The following is a 17221-nucleotide window of genomic DNA, read 5'->3' on the forward strand; positions in this document are numbered from 1 at the left end:
ACAGAGCCTTTATAGTAAGAGTATCTTGTTGGGAATGATCAAAAAAATCTATATTGTAATATAAAAAATCGCTATGATATGAAAGGATACCATACAACAATCCCAATAAATTCTTCTCAATAATTGAAAATAAAATCAATCCGGATTATTATATTGTTATTGTAAATTTATTTTATTGAAGGAGGATACATAGATGAAAAGCTCAAAAGGCTCTATTGAATCAGAGATAAGCAAAGCAATTACTCATTGGGAAAAGGACTACTTAGGACGCGGGTCTATATCAGTTAAGACAGATATATTACGGGATATGATTATCGTAAATTTACAAGGTATTTTAACGCCGGCTGAATATACTGTTTGCGAAACAAAAGACGGTATGTTAACGATAAAGAAAAATCGTTCGGAGCTAGTTGAATCTGGAATTGATGATTTGAAAGAGATTATACTAGAATTAACTGGAGAGAAAGTGAAAAGTTTTCATACGGATATAAGCTCCCGTACAGGCGAACGAGTAATGATTTTTAAATTGCTTCATAATCTTGAGGAAAAATTTTAAAAATAAAAAATACCTTAAGGTTAGTGGGAGGATTAAGAAACCTACAAGTTTTGCACTTTATTTAACTTTATTTAACTTTATTAACATGCTAATAATTAAAAAACTTGAAATTATTTAGGTATAATAAATCGTAATTCAAATAACTCTTAAAAAACGGATAAAGAAATTGACAAACTGCTTAATATGGTTTATCTTATAAGTGTTTTAAAAAATTGATAGATGCTCATTTTAACAGTTTGCTATAATTAAGGCTTTAGCATTTTTTTAATATGTAATATTGACTAAATGAAAAAGTTTCTTAATTGAAAGATAGCACATAACATAAATTGATATATTGATTGCATAATCTAGGAGATCAGAAATATACTTTTCTTTTTAATAGGAGTAATACATACATTATCCTCTATAAAATGGGAGCTCTTCAAAAAACTTTATTGAAGTTAGTTGAAGTGAAACCGACAATCTCCATAATTCAATGATGATATAAAATCATTGAATTATGGAAGTTGTCGGTTTTTTTTATGGGAAAAAACGATGTACTGAAAAGAGTGAATGAAAATTGAAATTAAAAAACTATCTTACTTAAAAGGAATTTTTATAGGTTATTTTCGTTTGGAAGGGAGTATTGTACATGTTAATTTCGCTGAGTTCATCAACACTGTTAACATTATTTTTTATGGCGCTTAGCGCTTCTTGGCTAAGTGGATTATTGTTTTTACATGCAAGGATGCCTTTACGTTTTGTTCATATCCATATTGGTATCGCTACATTGCCTTCATTGGTTTCTTTACTCGCACTTGTTAATCACAATGGAGATAGAGTTGTAGGGCCTTGGCATTTAGATACTTTAGCTTGGTTCATGGCTTTCTTTGTTCTTACAATTGGTTTAATCATTCAGCGTTTTTCTATATGTTACTTACTGGGAGATCGCTCATATCGAAAATACTTTGCACTTTTTACATTTACTACAGGTGTATCTTCGGTTGCATGGTTAAGTAATGATCTTCGTTTCATGATTATTTGTTGGGGAGCAACTCTTATAGGATTGGTTCTACTCATAGGGCTAAATAAAGGGTGGAAAGTGGTTAGTGAAGCAACAAAAATTTCTAGTTATTTATTTACAATAAGCTGGATTGCTTTGCTAGCAGCTATCATTTGGCTTTTTCAAGTTACTGGACAGTGGCAGTTAACATTAGTTTTAACGAATGAAAATGTAGCTCAATTTGGAACGTTGGAGAAAACAGGAATTAACTTATTAATTATAGTAGCTGTGATGATTCCAGCAGCACAATGGCCTTTTCAAAGATGGTTAATTGAGTCAGCTGTTGCTCCAACTCCTGTTTCTGCTGTTATGCATGCGGGGTTAGTAAATGCTGGCGGTATCATGTTAACTAGATTTTCACCTCTTTTTCATGATGATATGGCACAAATCATTTTACTAATTTTCTCTAGTATTTCTGTCTTAATCGGAACAGGAATTAGCCTAGTTCAGGTTGATTATAAACGTCAGCTAGTGGGGTCAACTATTGCACAAATGGGGTTTATGCTTATTCAATGCGCATTAGGAGCTTATTTGGCGGCTGTTATTCATTTAATTTTACATGGTTTGTTTAAAGCTACATTGTTTTTACAAGCTGGTTCTTCCGTACAACGTTTTGGGGCAGTGAAGCAGTCTAATGAAAAGATATCTGATTTATGGATTATGGTCGGACGTGTTTTCGGATTATTTATAGCGATTGCTTTTTGGTTTACGACTTCTGGAGAAGGGTATGAATTAGTTAGTGCGTTCATCTTAGGGTGGTCATTATACTTTTCATGGAAACAACTTGTTGTTTTTGGAGAGGGAAGAATGGGACGAATTGTTGGCGTATTTATTTTAGTTGGATTTTCTCTCATTTACTTTACCGTTCATAATTCTCTTTATAAATGGTTGCATACTGACATGTATCAAAATGTTCAACCTTCAGTTTCAGCCGTTATTTTTGTTATATGTCTCTTATTATTTGGTAGTGTTATTAGTACTCTCGTTACTCATAATCAATCCTCTACTATATTTGCTGTAATGTATCTTTGGTTCGTTCGAGTAGGGGAGGCGAGACAAAAGTCAGTAGAAAGTCATCCGAGCTATCTTAAACATTATGTATCAAAGGGAGGTAATCAGTAATGAGCATACCGTCAATCGTAACGAAAGAAACTTTAAAAAAGAAAGATACAAACATTGAAGTACAAGAAAATAATATGAATGAGTTAGTTGAATCTGCTAGCCGAGTGATTGCACCACTTTGGCCGATCGCTACATTTGCAGCTCATCATCCTTGGATGGGACTTGAAAAACAATCATTTGAACAAGTTGCAGATTGGTTAAAAGAAATTTGTAATGTGGATATATATCCTAGTGCTTCTATGATTCATTCGGCAAAGGCGAAAGGGGAGATTAAGGAATCATTTTTACAAAGTGGCTTGTCTCATTGGCTTGATTCACAATCTTTTCATATCCCGCGAAAGAAAGCGGAGCAGTTTTGCCAAGCAGCTTTAAAATTAGAGAAATTACCTTCTAGCCTATTATCATCGCCACAATTAAATAAACTGGCAGAAGAAATGAGTTATATAAATACAGGAAGTATGAAAGACTCTCCTATGCAACCTGTAAGTTCACTTATAGAGAATCAAAAGGGTGAAAACCTATCTGATATTCTTAATTATCATATCATTAAATGGTGTAAATTATATTTGGATGACTCCGGATCAAGTTGGACGATGCCAAACCGAGAGAAAGGTTTGTATCGTGCATGGCATCACCTTATTAAATTTGATCCAGCGCTCAGTAAAAATGAGCGTAGCATTTTAAAAGATTGGCCAGAGGATGCCGAGGTAGCTTTAACAAGAGCTTTATCTGAATTAGGAATTTCTGAATCTAACAAGCAAGCTTACCTTGAAGGGCACTTGCTTGCTTTGCCTGGGTGGGCAGGAATGATACTATGGCGTTCCCAACAATCAATTCAGGAACAGGAACTTATGATTGAATATTTAGTAGTTCGAATTTCTATGGAGCTGGCCATTGTCAAACCTTATTTACCTACAAAAAATCAAAAGGCTGAGAAGAAAGTTGCGATTGTCCCACTTATAGCTTCTTGGATCTATTGGGGGAATATTTCAACCCTGGAATGGTCACAAATGTCTGCAGCTGAACAAAGCGAATTATTAGCATTTGCATATCGTTTTGATGAAAATATTCGCAGGAAACTTTGGCTAGAAGCTTGGGAACAGACGCATGCAGAGCAATTAAGGGAAAAGATTGTTTCTAAGCAACGTGCAACTAATGATAAAAAACGTGTATTAGCTCAATTAGCATTTTGTATTGATGTACGTTCAGAACCGTTTCGTCGCCACCTAGAAAAATTAGGTCCGTTCGAAACGTTTGGAATAGCTGGTTTCTTTGGGTTACCAATTGCGACTAGTGAACTAGGTAGTAATGACAGTCATCCTTCTTTGCCAGTTATATTAAAACCGAAACATCAAATAAAAGAGCTCACGGATGAAAATGAATATAAATCTTATCAACAACGTAAGAAGATAGACAGCTCAGTAAGTTATACGTTTAAAATGATGAAACAAAATGTACTTACAAGTATGTTACTACCTGAGATAAGTGGCCCTTTACTTGGTCTACAAATGATGACAAGAAGTTTTGTGCCAAGAAGAGTAGGTAGTTTCATTCGTAACCTTCGCAAAACAATGTTACGAAAACCTGATACGACATTCTCACTTAATCATGTTCATGATACAAAATGTGAGATGCCTATCGGTTTTACTAAAGAAGAAAAAGTGAACTATGTGCGTCAAGCTTTAAAAATGGTGGGATTAACAGAAAAATTCGCGCCTCTAGTTGTAATGTGCGGACATAGTAGTCAAAGTACGAACAACCCTTATGCTGCAGCGCTTGAGTGTGGTGCTTGTGGCGGAGCAGCAGGGGGATTCAATGCAAGAGTTTTTGCTACTTTATGTAATCTTCCAGAAGTCAGAGAGGCTTTGTCTGCTGAAGGCATTAAAATTCCGGAGGACACCATTTTTGCAGCAGCTGAACATAAAACAACAGTGGATGAATTGGAATGGATTTACGTCCCAGAACTTTCGGAAACTGCGCAAGAAGCACTTGATAGTATTGAGTCGGTTATGCCAAATGTGAGCCAACATGCAAATAGAGAGCGTTTAACACAATTACCTAATTTTAAAACGAAAATAAAAAATCCGAGTAAAGAGGCACATCGATTTGCAGAAGATTGGAGTGAAATACGTCCGGAATGGGGATTAGCCCGTAATGCATCTTTTATTATCGGACAACGAGAATTAACTCAGGATTGTGACTTAGAAGGTAGGGCTTTCCTTCATAATTATGATTGGAAACAGGATGAAAGTGGCGATATATTAGTTAGCATCATTGCAGGGCCAGGAACAGTAGCTCAGTGGATAAATTTACAATATTACGCTTCAACTGTAGCTCCTCATTATTATGGTAGTGGAAACAAAACAACCCAAACTGTAACGGCAGGTCTCGGTGTTATGCAAGGAAATGCAAGTGACTTGTTGCCAGGCTTACCTTGGCAATCCGTTATGCAGTCAGATAGTGAGACGTATCATTCACCACTTCGTTTACTAATTGTAATTCAAGCGCCTATTGAATATATAGAACGTTTGCTAAATAATGATTTCACATTTCGAGAAAAATTTCAAAATGGATGGGTCAGACTTGCAAGTATTGATCCAGAAGGACAATGGAAAAACTGGTAACAATCATGTAATGAATAATCAACTATCGTTACTAGTTTAAAAATTTCATAAATACAATAATGAAGAAGGAGTGCTCCATATGAATTCAAAGAATAAAAAAGTATTATTATTAACAGACATTGAACACGGAATAGAGCCGATTATCCAACAAGTAACTAACATTCAACAAGAAAACGTGTTGACTATACACAGCTATGATTCTGTAATTGTACATCCTTATGGAGATATAATGAGATCTATTATTATTGCTATTTATCAAGAAAATGTGGAAGAAATTTTTGTTGTCGGAATAGAGGATAAAGAAACTGATATAGTTAATCTACAAATTCAACGTGATTCCATAAAAAATAACAGAGAAATAGACTATCTCTTTAAAAATTGCATGCCTGAATTTTCAAGTGGTAGCCTGAATGCATGGCTAAGTGGACAAGAAAATGTTAGTGAAAATATTGAGAAGAGTATAGATATGATTCGTCATCATCCGTTAGTACCTTCTGATATTAAAGTTCATGGTTTCATGATTGATAGAACAGGTGAAAAAGAAACGGTTGTTAAAATTGCTACTAATAAAATAGTTGAAAAAGTTAATTAATCTATTAAAGACAAATAAATTCTTATGTATAAATTACTGTTATATAATAAAATTTAATATGTTTTAAGAATTAGAAGGGATAGTTATGCAAAAAAAAATTATTGTTATGTTTCAAAAAGATTTTCGTTTATATGATAACCCAGCTCTATTTGAGGCTGTTCAGTCTGGTGAGGTTCTTCCGGTATATGTACAAGATGAAACTTTTTCAATAGGAAGTGCATCAAAGTGGTGGTTACACCATGCTATAATAGATGTCCAAAAGCAACTTGAGGCATTGGGCTCTACTTTAATAATTCGTAAAGGACGTACGGAGGAAGAAATACTTTCTCTCATAGAACAATTAGAGATAACGGCTGTATATTGGAATATTTGTTATGATCCGGACAGATTACAATCTAATGAAAAAATGAAAATAATGTTAGAAGGTAAAGGTATTATCTGTAAGGAATTTAATTCACATTTATTATTAGGACCGTGGATTATTAAAAAGAAAGATAACACTGAATATAAGGTGTTTACGCCTTTTTACAATGCATTTCAAAAGCAGGTAATACCTAAACCTATTAGCAGAGTGCAGAGTATAAAGTGGGGAAATTCTTTACCAGCAAGCTTATCTGTTTCAGAATTACACTTGTTGCCGACTATACCATGGACATCTCATATGGAAGCAATATGGGATCCGACAGAAGAAGGGGCATATAAAACATTCAAGAAATTTTTCTCTAGCAAATTAGTCTCTTATAGTGAAGGAAGAGATTTTCCAGATCAAAATGTCCATTCGATGTTGGCACCGTATCTTTCATTTGGTCAAATATCAGTAAAGCTAATGTTTCATTACTTAATAAATAAAATTACCGAAAGACAATGTAGTCTTTTTGAAAAACAAGTGAATAGCTTTATACGTCAATTAATTTGGCGAGAGTTTTCTTATTATTTACTATAATCATTATCCATTTACAGTATATAAACCTCTTAATAAGAGCTTTGAAAATTTCCCGTGGGATAAGGAAGAGGAGTTATTAAGAGTATGGCAAAAGGGGAAAACGGGTTATCCGTTTATTGATGCGGGAATGCGGGAACTATGGCGAACAGGTTTTATGCATAATCGAGCAAGAATGGCTGTAGCCTCTTTTCTTGTAAAGCATTTGTTAATTCCGTGGCAAGAAGGAGCAAAATGGTTTATGGATACACTACTAGATGCTGATATTGCAAATAATACAATGGGATGGCAATGGGTTGCTGGAAGTGGGGCAGATGCATCACCGTACTTTCGTATTTTTAATCCCATCACACAAGGAGAAAAGTTTGATAAAAATGGAGAGTATATAAGAAGATGGGTACCAGAATTAAGAGATATGCCTAATAAATATATACATAAACCTTGGGATGCACCTGAGCATATTTTACAAAAGGCCAATATAAAGCTTGGTCATACATATCCTTTACCAATTGTTGATCATAAGGCAGCACGTGAGAGAGCACTTTTTGCATATAAAAGTATGAAAGAGTTCGTATAAAATAGATTAAACAATATGTATTTGAAATTTAAATATTAGAAATTTATCCAATACGAGGACATACTAATCATATAAAGTTTCTATAATCTTCTAGTAAAAAGGAGAATGTTTATGAAAAAAATCTAGTATTCTAGTATTTTTACTAACATATGGTTTGTTTTATGTTTCTAGTATTTTCTTTCCTATTGATCGTATGTGGTACGATGCACTAGAAAAGCCGTCTTGGACACCTTCTGGTATGACAATTGGAATAGTTTGGGCTGTATTATATGGACTTATTGCATTGTCGATTACAATTATTTACAACAAATATGGTCGTAAGCCAAAAACATTTTGGTTTGTATTCCTTTTAAATTACATGTGCAATCAAGCGTTCAGCTACTTTCAATTCAGTCAAAAAAATTTATTTTTAGCAACAGTAGATTGTTTACTAGTCGCTATTACTACGTTACTTCTCATAGTGGTTTCTTCCAAATTATCTAAAGTATCGACATGGTTGCTAATTCCATATTTTTTATGGTCTGCATTTGCTACATATTTATCTTGGACCATTTATAGTATAAATTAAAGAAGTAAATGAAAACTTGAGCATAATAAAAATGCTCGAGTTTTTATGTTTACTAATGAAAATCTAAAATATAGAATATATACATCTTAGGGAGGTCATCTTTGTGAAGAAATGGATAAAAATTACGCTGTACTCTTTACTAGGTATTTTACTTATAGGAAGTATTAGTTTTTTTGTTTGGTCTCAGTTTACTTATAAACCGACGAAAGAGGCTTTATCGTTAGTAGAGGATAAAAAAGATGAAGAGAATATAGTTTTTGGAGAGAAAGATGGTAAAATAGGGGTTATTTTTTATCAAGGAGCTAAAGTAGAAGCTGAGGCTTATAGTTACTTAGGGGAAGCTCTCGCAAAAGATGGACATTTTGTAGTGATGCCTAAGTTGCCATTAAATTTAGCGATATTTGGAATCAATGCAGTAGACAGTGTAATGGAACAGTATCCTGAAGTTCAGAAGTGGTATGTTGCGGGGCATTCAATGGGGGGAGCTATGATTTCTAAGTATGCTTTTCAACATGAAGACAAGATAGACGGGATCATTTTCTTAGGTTCGTATCCTGCAGATGACTTCTCTACGAAATCGATTCCGATGTTATCAATTTATGGGGAAGTAGATGCTTTAGCAACAGTAGAAAAAATAGAGAACAATAAAAGGTTCATGTCAAAGAATACAACTATGCACATGATAAAGGGCGGAAATCATGCTCATTTTGGCATGTACGGTGAGCAAAAAGGTGATAATGCGAGTTTAATTACGGCAAAAGCACAACAAGATGAAACAGTGAAAGTAATGGAAGAGTGGTTATTGAAACAATGATAACGAATTTAATAAATCTACCGAAAGAATTTTCCTAAAGGTAGATGGGAGAGAGAATAAAGAGCCAAATCGTATGAATTGGCTCTTTTATTTATTTGCTATCTCCAATTGTCCCCTTATTTTCTCCGGAATATCCTCTTTAGAAATAATATCGTAAGAATACACATATTTTCCTTTCACATGAATTTTTAAGTAAGTTTTTCTTATAAAAACATTAGGCGTGTTCGTTCCAACTTTATATTCTTTTTCATTGCTTAATTCATCAACACCCTTTAGTGAGTACATAGCTCGGCCTTTATAATGATAATCTGGAATGCCATACCCATTCGCAACGGCGTATACATTTTTTTCTTCAGCAATCGGATTAAATCTGTCTAAATCCCCGCGTAATATGAAAGGTAGTAAGTATATAGGAAGGCCTATTCCTAGTATGCAAATTACAAATTTCTTCATGATCGTTTCTCCTTTTGTCTATTTACATTTTTGAGTATAGAAAAAAGTTCTTATGAATATAGAGGGAAATTCTTTAAGTTTTTCTTAATAAAGTTTAACTTTGTGAAAAAAACTAATTTGAGCATTAAGTTTACGAAATGAATAGCCAAATAACCTGTTTTCTTTATTTTTTGATGGTAGGTTATTAGGTTTTATATTGGTATGAGTGAATTAAGAAATAAGTGAGATTTAGGAAATAGAATGAATTTATCTTACAGTAATAAGAGAATTACCTAAATAAATGATAGTGAGAACAATTAAAGAAAGCATCTAGTGGGGTGCTTTTTTCTTTTGAAACAGAGAATCTCATGGGTCGGTTACATGTAATTTCGTGCTGTACTTCTAGGTCATTGGAAAATCCAACAATAAAAAAAGAGGGGGAAGGCGTTTTTTATTGAAGTTTGTTAATGATAGATTTTTAACTTGGGAGGGGGATTGTAAAATAGATTATTAATCTCTTTGGTAATTTTTATTTTCCTTATAGTTGGCATATTGTATTAGAAATTTTAAATTTTGAAGGGAGAATCAATAAGTATGGGTAAGAAAAGAAGAATAAGTAATAAGTTATTACTTATCAGTGCAATTTTTACAATAGCAATTCCCTCAGTCTCATATGCGGAGGAAGTAATTTCACCTGAAAATTTTAAGAGCTCTTCAAATTTGTATAAGGGACGGAATACGGAAATTTTGAAAACAAATTTATATCCTAATACATATAATAATCCATTTAACCACCAATTTATTTCAAAATTAAAGGAAGTAAACACAAATATAAAAAAAATAGACAATAGTGATGATGAAAATCCTATTATATCTACTACTCTTTCATTTATTCGCCATATGAATAGTGAAGATTATAAATCTGCATTTGATTTAACCTCAAGGTCATTACAGAAAATAATATCCGAAGAATGGTTGAAGAGCTATTGGGAGGGACTTCCAGTTCAATTACAAGCAGGTTCTTTTATAGAAATTGGAGAGGTTACACAAAAAGAGACAAATCCTGTTCATACAAATGTGGAGATTCAATTAGTTTTTGAAAAAATGACTGTACCTTTACTAATTAAACTAGATCCATCTGGAAAAATAGACGATTTTCAACTAAGCATGTCGTTTAGTCCTGTTGCTGAGCGTCCATCATATAGTAAGCCTGAATCATTTGTTGATAAAGAAGTAGTAGTTGGAAGTGGTGCATTTCCATTACCAGGAACATTGTCGGTTCCAAAAGGAAATGGTCCTTTTCCAGCGGTTATTCTTGTTCAAGGATCAGGAGCAACTGATCAGGATGAAACAGCGTTTGCTTTAAAACCATTTCGCGATTTAGCTGAAGGTCTTGCATCGAAGGGAATTGCTGTCCTTCGCTATAATAAACGAACGTATGAACATGGGTTGAAAACACAATTCAGTCCCTTCTATACAGTTGATAAAGAGACAACAGATGATGCTCTTCTTGTAACTCAATTTCTTAAAAATGAGCCTCTAATAAATAAGAATCAAATATATATTCTTGGTCATAGTCAAGGTGGAATGATGCTTCCGAAAATGATTGAAAAAGACCAAAATCAAAATATTGCTGGGGCAATTGTAATGGGTGGGCCAGCTCGTACGATTCAAGACGTTGTTTTAGATCAATTTGAGTATCTTTTTTCTATTGGAGCAATGAACCAGGAGCAATATAAATTCTACAAATCGCAATTTGAATTATTAAAGGATCCAAATTTCTCTGGTCAGAATCCTTCAAAAGATTTTTACTTAGGATCAGCAGTATTTTGGGATTCTATTCGGAAAATTAAAGCAGCAGAAATGTCAAAAGAACAAAAGACACCGCTTCTTATTATTCAAGGGGAAAGAGACTATCAAGTTCAATCAAAAATCGAAATTCCTCTTTGGAAAGAACAATTAAAAGAACGAGATAACGTTGATTATCAGCTATATCCAAAGTTAAATCATTTCTTTACAGAAGGGGATGGAGAAATAAGTAAACCGGATGAATATTATAGTCCTGCTAATATTCCTGAGTATGTTATAAATGATATTGCTGCTTGGGTGCAAGGAAGATCGCAATTAAATTAGCAACTATATGTTTTAATAAAGACTTTCTTTCTGTAATCAAACTAGAAACATTATTAGGTTATATGTTTTTTAGCACTCTTTTAAAAAGAGTGTTTTTTTATTTTCCTTTGATTTAATTAACGAAAAAAAATATCTTATACTCCTTTTGTAACTTTTTTAAATAGAAATTTTCTATAAAATAATGGACTTGTCTTCCAAACAAAGCGTTATTTGTAACCCTGTTATCAAAGCAAAGTGCTCGTGACATTTCTTTGATATTCAAAAACAGTAATAACCTATTGTGTGAAGTTTTTTGAAAATTTAGGTTTAACATCTTTAAAATAGGTGTATTACATATTACATAACAACTAAATAAGAAAATAAAAAATCTAAGGGAGGAAAAATACAATGCATAAGAATGAAAGAAAACCGGTGGTTCATGAATATGAAAATGAACAGGAAGTAGTTATGAAAGTAAAAGAGCTAGAATTGCAAGGGATTCGCCAAGATGACATTTACGTTTTAACACATGAAACACATCTAACAAAAAAGATTGCGGATGATACAAACACAAATACGATTGGAGTAAAAGAACAAGGATTGGGTACAAGTATTATCAACTTTTTCTCCAAAAAAGGGGACGAACTCCGAAATCAAATGGAGGAAATGGGGTTGTCGAAGGAGGAAGCTAATTTATATGAAGAAAAATTAGATCAAGGGAGAATTTTACTTCTAGTAACAGCTGAAACACCAACGGCGAGTGATAGACAGCCGCAAAACTATCATTCTCTCTAATAGATTGCAACATCTGATAAATAGGTAAGTTAATTATTTTAGGTTGTAGTATGGAAGAAAATAAAAGTAGAGAAGGGTGAGAAAAATGAAACATACAATATTTAAATATGCTGTGATTGGGATTACGACCGGAGTCATGGTCTCCCTATTAAAAAAAGAAAATCGGAAAGCTATACAAACAAAAGGAAAAAGCGTAAAAGACAAACTACAAGAAGGAAACATAAAGGAAACATTAGAGAAGGTAACTGAGACAAGTAAACAATTCTCTGTAACTGCAGCAAATGTTGCAAAACAAACATTACCACAACTGCTTACAGCCACACCGGTTGTCATTTCTACTATTAAAGATTTAACAGAAAACGAAAATAACAAAAAGAAAAAAGATGAAAAGGATAACGAAATAAATCAAAATAGTAAGGACATAGACGGAGAAAAAACGAAAAATGAAAAGAAATATATGAAAGAAGGGAAAGAAGAGAGTGCTTAGATTTAATTCTAAAAAGAGAAAGTGAGGAAAAAAGTATGAAATCTCTGTATGCAATTGATGTAGGAATTGGTTTTACTAAGCGGGCATATCGACAGGATGTAGATTCTGAGGTGACGATTAAGAGTGAAGCTTCCACACTAGCCCCTGTACCTAATCATGCTGAAAGTGAAGATTTAACAAAGGTAAGTTTTATAGACTTAGACTTTGCATACTACATGGGAAATGAAGCACATCAATCTGACGCTTCATTTCTTCCTCCATTTGAAGAAGAAATAGAAAATTATTATGAAAGCGAACAGTTTAAACAACAAATATTTGGTTGCATTGCAAAGGATTATAAAGAAAATGTCGTGTTACCTTTAGTTGTGACCGGGCTTCCCGTTACTTATTTTGGTAGTCAGCATGAGCAATTACAAAATGTATTAAAAAAAGAAACTTCCGTGCAAATTGATGGGAAATTTATTAATATTACGGTGGAAAATGTTTTGATTCTTCAGCAACCGGTTGCTTTACATGCCTATTTCTTAAAAAAGGGAATCATTCAGGAACAAGATCGTATCTTAATTATTGATGGTGGATTTCGTACATTAGAAATGACAGATATGAAACAGAATGTCATTTTAAATCATTATGAGACGGAACTAGGATGTAGCAAGCCTTTGAAAAATATTAAGAATATCCTGCAGAATCATGCAGGGGAAAGTGATGACTTGCATATTAACGACATGCCAAAAATATTAGAAAAAGGATATGGAGGTCGAGAAGAAAATCATCAGACAAGTCAGGTTAATACTTTGATTCAAGAAGAGTTGGATACACACTTCCAAGACGTTATGCGTGTCTTACAAGAACAATTTAAGTTAGACCAGTATGACACTATTATTTGGACAGGAGGAATAGTAGACATCCACAAAAAACGAATTGAAAAAATGCAAGGTGAAATTTCTTCTTTCCGTATGGTAGACGCTTCGAAAGAGGCAGCACTTCATGGATACTATATGATTGGAAGTCAAGTATTTGATGACATCACCAATCAATCTGCATATGAATCCAAATTATAATAACGACCGAAATGGAGTTCGTTGAATAGACGTGCCAAATTATGTGGCTTCTTTTCCACATATAAATAAGAAAAGATACAAAGTGCTTGTATAGAGGAAAAGTTTAAAATTTAGAATGAAAATAACTAATATATAGGAGGTCTTCCTTGTAACAGAAGAAGACCTCCTATGCCATTTAGTTTGTAATTTAGAGGATCTAAAAACTTTTCCTCCAAGACATGAATACCTACATATAAATTTCATATTACGGATATTATTCGATGAAACATAAAACTATTCAGAAAGGAAGAATAATATGGAATGCATAAAAATGCCGAAATGGGATTGGTATCATGTGAAAACTAGTGAACTTGAAAAACTTTCTTCTATAATCCCTCGTGATGTAACATCTTATTTCTCTCAATTTGTAAAAAAAATAAGTTCTCCTTGTGAAAATGGATTATATGTTTATACGTTATCACCAAGTCAAACTTGTGTATATGGTTCGTTTTTATATGATCAAGATAAAAAGGACGCCAAAATTCAAAAATTTCTTCATTATTTCGTAGCTCATGGAATACTGATAACGGTCCAGGAAAAAGAGGAAGAGGATTTCCAAAAATTAATACATAATTTCCCTATGGGTATAAAAAAATGTAATAGTTCCGCTGAAGGATTATGTGCTATCTTATCAATATTTATATCTCACTATTTACGAAAGGTTGACTATTTTGAAAACAATTTCAGAAATGTGTTATGGGATTTTTATCATCATAATAACATAGCAGTTTTAGAAAGAATTTATCATATTCGTCATGAATTATTTATGAACACACATGTGTTTCGCTTAATACAAGAAGTGTTGCAAGGCTTGGAGGAAGCTTGGTTAGAAAACCTAACAAACACCCTTTGTTATAAACAAACACACGTAAAATTAGAGCGTGGATTACAACTTGTTAAAGAGTACCAAGAAGAATTAGACACGATGATTCATTTACAAGAAGTTGTTTCTTCTCATCGTGGGAATGAAATTATGAAAGCTCTTACTGTATTAACTGCTGTAAGTACGCCTTTGACGGCCTTAGGAGCATTGTGGGGGATGAATTTTAAATACATGCCTGAACTGGAATGGAAATATAGCTATTTAATCGCTCTCTTATTTATCATTTTCACAACAGGGGGGATGTATTTGTATATGCGAGTCAAAGGATGGACAGGTGATTTATTACGAGTAAAGAAAAAGAAATCTTTTTTTAAATCTAATTAATCCTGTTTATAAAAAATATGATAGATATTAACCTAGATATATGGTTAGTAATATTTATTAATGGGGGTAGTGCCATATCCCCATCAAGTTAAAATTTTGATGTCCCCGCAATGATAAAAATGGTGAATATTTATATGAAAGATTAGAGCTCTCCTACACGAAGGAGGGCTCTAATCTTTGTTTAAAAACTATATTATATAAATGGGCAGACACATCATCTGAAATTTGTCCGGATTCAATTTAGAATATGACAAAAGAGAACTTGCGTTAGAAAACAAGCTCTCTTTAAAAGAAATAACGCAATTGAGATACTTATATAGTAACAATTGTTTTCTTCTAATTCTATATGTCTTATGTTGAGAAATAAATTATAAGTGGCTTGATAAAGCTAAAACGAATTATTGACATAATATTTTGACGATAATATAATAAATCTCGAATTCAAGATAACTTGTAAAGGATTGGTAATTAGGAACGTGAGTAACGATGAGAGCTTATCTTTAAAGTTATTTGTTATATTATCAAGGGCAGTACAGTCAATCACTAAGCGTATTGAAGAGGATATAAAAAGTTATAGACTTAATCCAACTGAATTTGCAGTGCTTGAGCTACTATACAGTAAAGGCGATCAGCCTATAAAAAATTGGAGACAAAATATTATTTGCAAGTAGTAGTATCACGTATACGTCAATTACTTCAGAAGGTATTGAATTGATGGATACTATTTTTCCACAGCATAAAGAGGGGATTCGGCAAATATTTGATAGTTTGGACTATATGGAGAAGAAATGATAATTAAAGAGTTGAAAAAGTTAGGATGTTACACACGGAAATTGTAAGTTTTTAGAGGTTATTTCTGTTTAGTAATATCCTAATTAAATATAAATTAAATAAATAGGAGGAAAAATTAATAAATAGTAGTAAATTTGTTGTAATACAAAATAAAAAAATTATGTAATTGCAATTAGTGTAGTAGGTAATAAAGTTGTTATGTTAACGTATACATATTGTCCTTTTCATTATAAATCTTTCATAAAGCGGAGAGTGGGTATCAAGAATGGAATTACGTCATTTAGAGTATTTTATTCAAGTTTGTAATAATAATAGTTTTACTAAAGCTGCGGAAGTTCTAGGTATTTCACAGCCGACTTTAAGTCAGCAAATACGTGTGTTAGAAGGTGAACTTGATACACCCTTGTTTCATCGAGTTGGAAGAGGTATCAAAATGACAGAAGCGGGTAAGCTGCTATTTGATAAAGGAAAATTTATCATGCAACAATTTGATGACGTTTATAATGAAATTTTTGAATTAAAGGGTGTAAAAAGAGGTGTGATTACTATAGGAGGTTTATTAGAGGACCTCACTTATTTAACACCTTATATTATGAAGTTTCAACAACATTATCCCAACATTATAGTAAAAATTATAGAATCCGAAGTTGCTGTAAATCAAATCGTTGACAAAAATATTGATTTAGGGATCACACGTAGTGCTCAAATTCCAGACACATTAACAAGCACCCTTTTGTATAGCGAAGAGCTCGTCCTTGTAATTCCAAAAAAACATCCTTTGAATGAAAAATCATTTGTTTCTTTTCGAGAATTAGCAGGGCTGAGTAGAATAATGGTTTCATGTAGTTGTCGTGAATCTATTAAGATATATTCTGAGAGTTTAGGGTTATCTTTATCTGAAGCAAATATAGAAACAAAATCTTCTATTTCTCTATTGAGCCTTGTATATAATGGACATGGCGTTGCCATAATACCTCTTTCACTAGTTGACTTTGTTAATAATGATAATTTGAGTATAGTTCGTATTATTGATCCGACACCAAGTCAAGATATTAATCTTATTCACTTTGATGATAAATTTTTAAGTTTTGCAGCACGTATCTTTATGCAAAAGTTAAATGATCCTGAAAAAGTATCAGTATAATAGAAATAATAATGATTCTAGTGTAAAATTTGAAAAAATCTATAAGTCTTGAGGTGAAACCTATATTAAAGTCAAAGGGCAGTGGCTTTATATGTGTGGTGTGATCGATTCAAATGGGAATCCCATTGATTTTTACTTAAGGGAAAAGGACAGACTTTGCCTGGAGAGAAGGCTGTAAAAAACAAGTCAAGTTAATCTATCAACTCTTCGGTCTTCTCGCATAGTAATAGATTCAATTAGGGATATACAATGCTACTTCAAATCTACATATCCTTATTGTAGAAAGAAACCCACCGGCATTATACCGGTGGGTTTGA

14 protein-coding genes and 3 pseudogenes are annotated in these 17221 nt (G+C 32.9%); 15 read left to right on the forward strand and 2 right to left on the reverse strand.

Features of this window, described 5'->3' with window-relative positions; all coding sequences use genetic code 11:
• Positions 1-193: 193 nt before the first annotated feature.
• From DT250_RS04665 to DT250_RS04695, 7 genes and pseudogenes are all read left to right on the forward strand, one after another.
• Complete coding sequence (locus DT250_RS04665) at positions 194-556, forward strand: Na-translocating system protein MpsC family protein (protein ID WP_001968557.1); 363 nt, start codon at positions 194-196, stop codon at positions 554-556.
• 631 nt (positions 557-1187) lie between these two features.
• Positions 1188-2720 carry an NADH dehydrogenase subunit 5 gene (locus DT250_RS04670; RefSeq protein WP_149212670.1) on the forward strand — a complete coding sequence of 511 codons (1533 nt, stop codon included), beginning with the start codon at positions 1188-1190 and terminating at the stop codon, positions 2718-2720.
• Positions 2720-5344: a DUF2309 domain-containing protein gene (locus DT250_RS04675; protein ID WP_149212671.1), complete on the forward strand. Its 2625-nt coding sequence runs from the start codon at positions 2720-2722 to the stop codon at positions 5342-5344. The genes DT250_RS04670 and DT250_RS04675 overlap by 1 nt, the downstream gene beginning before the upstream one ends.
• Before the next feature lie 79 nt (positions 5345-5423).
• Positions 5424-5936: a carbonic anhydrase gene (locus tag DT250_RS04680; RefSeq protein ID WP_098858032.1), complete on the forward strand. Its 513-nt coding sequence runs from the start codon at positions 5424-5426 to the stop codon at positions 5934-5936.
• 85 nt (positions 5937-6021) lie between these two features.
• Positions 6022-7453, forward strand: a pseudogene (locus tag DT250_RS04685) (cryptochrome/photolyase family protein).
• 127 nt (positions 7454-7580) lie between these two features.
• Entirely contained in the window at positions 7581-8021 is a 441-nt protein-coding gene (locus DT250_RS04690) for a TspO/MBR family protein (protein WP_149212672.1), read from the forward strand.
• 103 nt (positions 8022-8124) lie between these two features.
• Positions 8125-8835, forward strand: a complete 711-nt coding sequence (locus DT250_RS04695; protein WP_149212673.1) for an alpha/beta hydrolase — start codon at positions 8125-8127, stop codon at positions 8833-8835.
• Positions 8836-8922: 87 nt separating this feature from the next.
• Here the strand turns inward: DT250_RS04695 and DT250_RS04700 are convergent, their stop codons facing one another.
• Positions 8923-9288, reverse strand: a complete 366-nt coding sequence (locus DT250_RS04700; RefSeq protein ID WP_088122538.1) for a YxeA family protein — start codon at positions 9286-9288, stop codon at positions 8923-8925.
• Between the two features lie 573 nt (positions 9289-9861).
• On the opposite strand from DT250_RS04700, the gene DT250_RS04705 reads away from it, so the two are divergent.
• Positions 9862-11400, forward strand: coding sequence for an alpha/beta hydrolase (locus tag DT250_RS04705; RefSeq protein ID WP_106382932.1), 1539 nt, complete (start codon positions 9862-9864; stop codon positions 11398-11400).
• 112 nt (positions 11401-11512) lie between these two features.
• Here the strand turns inward: DT250_RS04705 and DT250_RS32165 are convergent, their stop codons facing one another.
• On the reverse strand, positions 11513-11668 hold the full coding sequence (locus DT250_RS32165) for an acyl dehydratase (RefSeq protein ID WP_088063940.1): 156 nt from the start codon (positions 11666-11668) through the stop codon (positions 11513-11515).
• A gap of 119 nt (positions 11669-11787) precedes the next feature.
• On the opposite strand from DT250_RS32165, the gene DT250_RS04715 reads away from it, so the two are divergent.
• The 7 genes and pseudogenes from DT250_RS04715 to DT250_RS04745 all read left to right on the forward strand — a co-directional run.
• A complete protein-coding gene (locus DT250_RS04715; RefSeq protein ID WP_088063907.1) occupies positions 11788-12174 on the forward strand; it encodes a YflT domain-containing protein in 387 nt (128 codons plus the stop codon).
• 85 nt (positions 12175-12259) lie between these two features.
• Positions 12260-12661, forward strand: coding sequence for a hypothetical protein (locus DT250_RS04720; protein WP_061671948.1), 402 nt, complete (start codon positions 12260-12262; stop codon positions 12659-12661).
• A gap of 35 nt (positions 12662-12696) precedes the next feature.
• Entirely contained in the window at positions 12697-13722 is a 1026-nt protein-coding gene (locus DT250_RS04725) for a ParM/StbA family protein (RefSeq protein WP_149212674.1), read from the forward strand.
• Positions 13723-14017: 295 nt separating this feature from the next.
• A complete protein-coding gene (locus DT250_RS04730; RefSeq protein ID WP_075308981.1) occupies positions 14018-14968 on the forward strand; it encodes a magnesium transporter CorA family protein in 951 nt (316 codons plus the stop codon).
• Positions 14969-15444: 476 nt separating this feature from the next.
• Positions 15445-15807 (forward strand): annotated as a pseudogene (locus DT250_RS04735) (MarR family winged helix-turn-helix transcriptional regulator).
• Between the two features lie 218 nt (positions 15808-16025).
• The gene (locus tag DT250_RS04740) at positions 16026-16904 is read left to right on the forward strand and encodes a LysR family transcriptional regulator (protein ID WP_088063904.1); all 879 of its coding nucleotides are present in this window, start codon (positions 16026-16028) and stop codon (positions 16902-16904) included.
• A gap of 55 nt (positions 16905-16959) precedes the next feature.
• A pseudogene (locus tag DT250_RS04745) lies at positions 16960-17043 on the forward strand (DDE-type integrase/transposase/recombinase); the annotation flags it as partial.
• Between the last annotated feature and the right edge of the window lie 178 nt (positions 17044-17221).

This window comes from Bacillus sp. AR2-1 (assembly GCF_008368755.1).
GTDB classification, from domain to species: domain Bacteria; phylum Bacillota; class Bacilli; order Bacillales; family Bacillaceae_G; genus Bacillus_A; species Bacillus_A wiedmannii.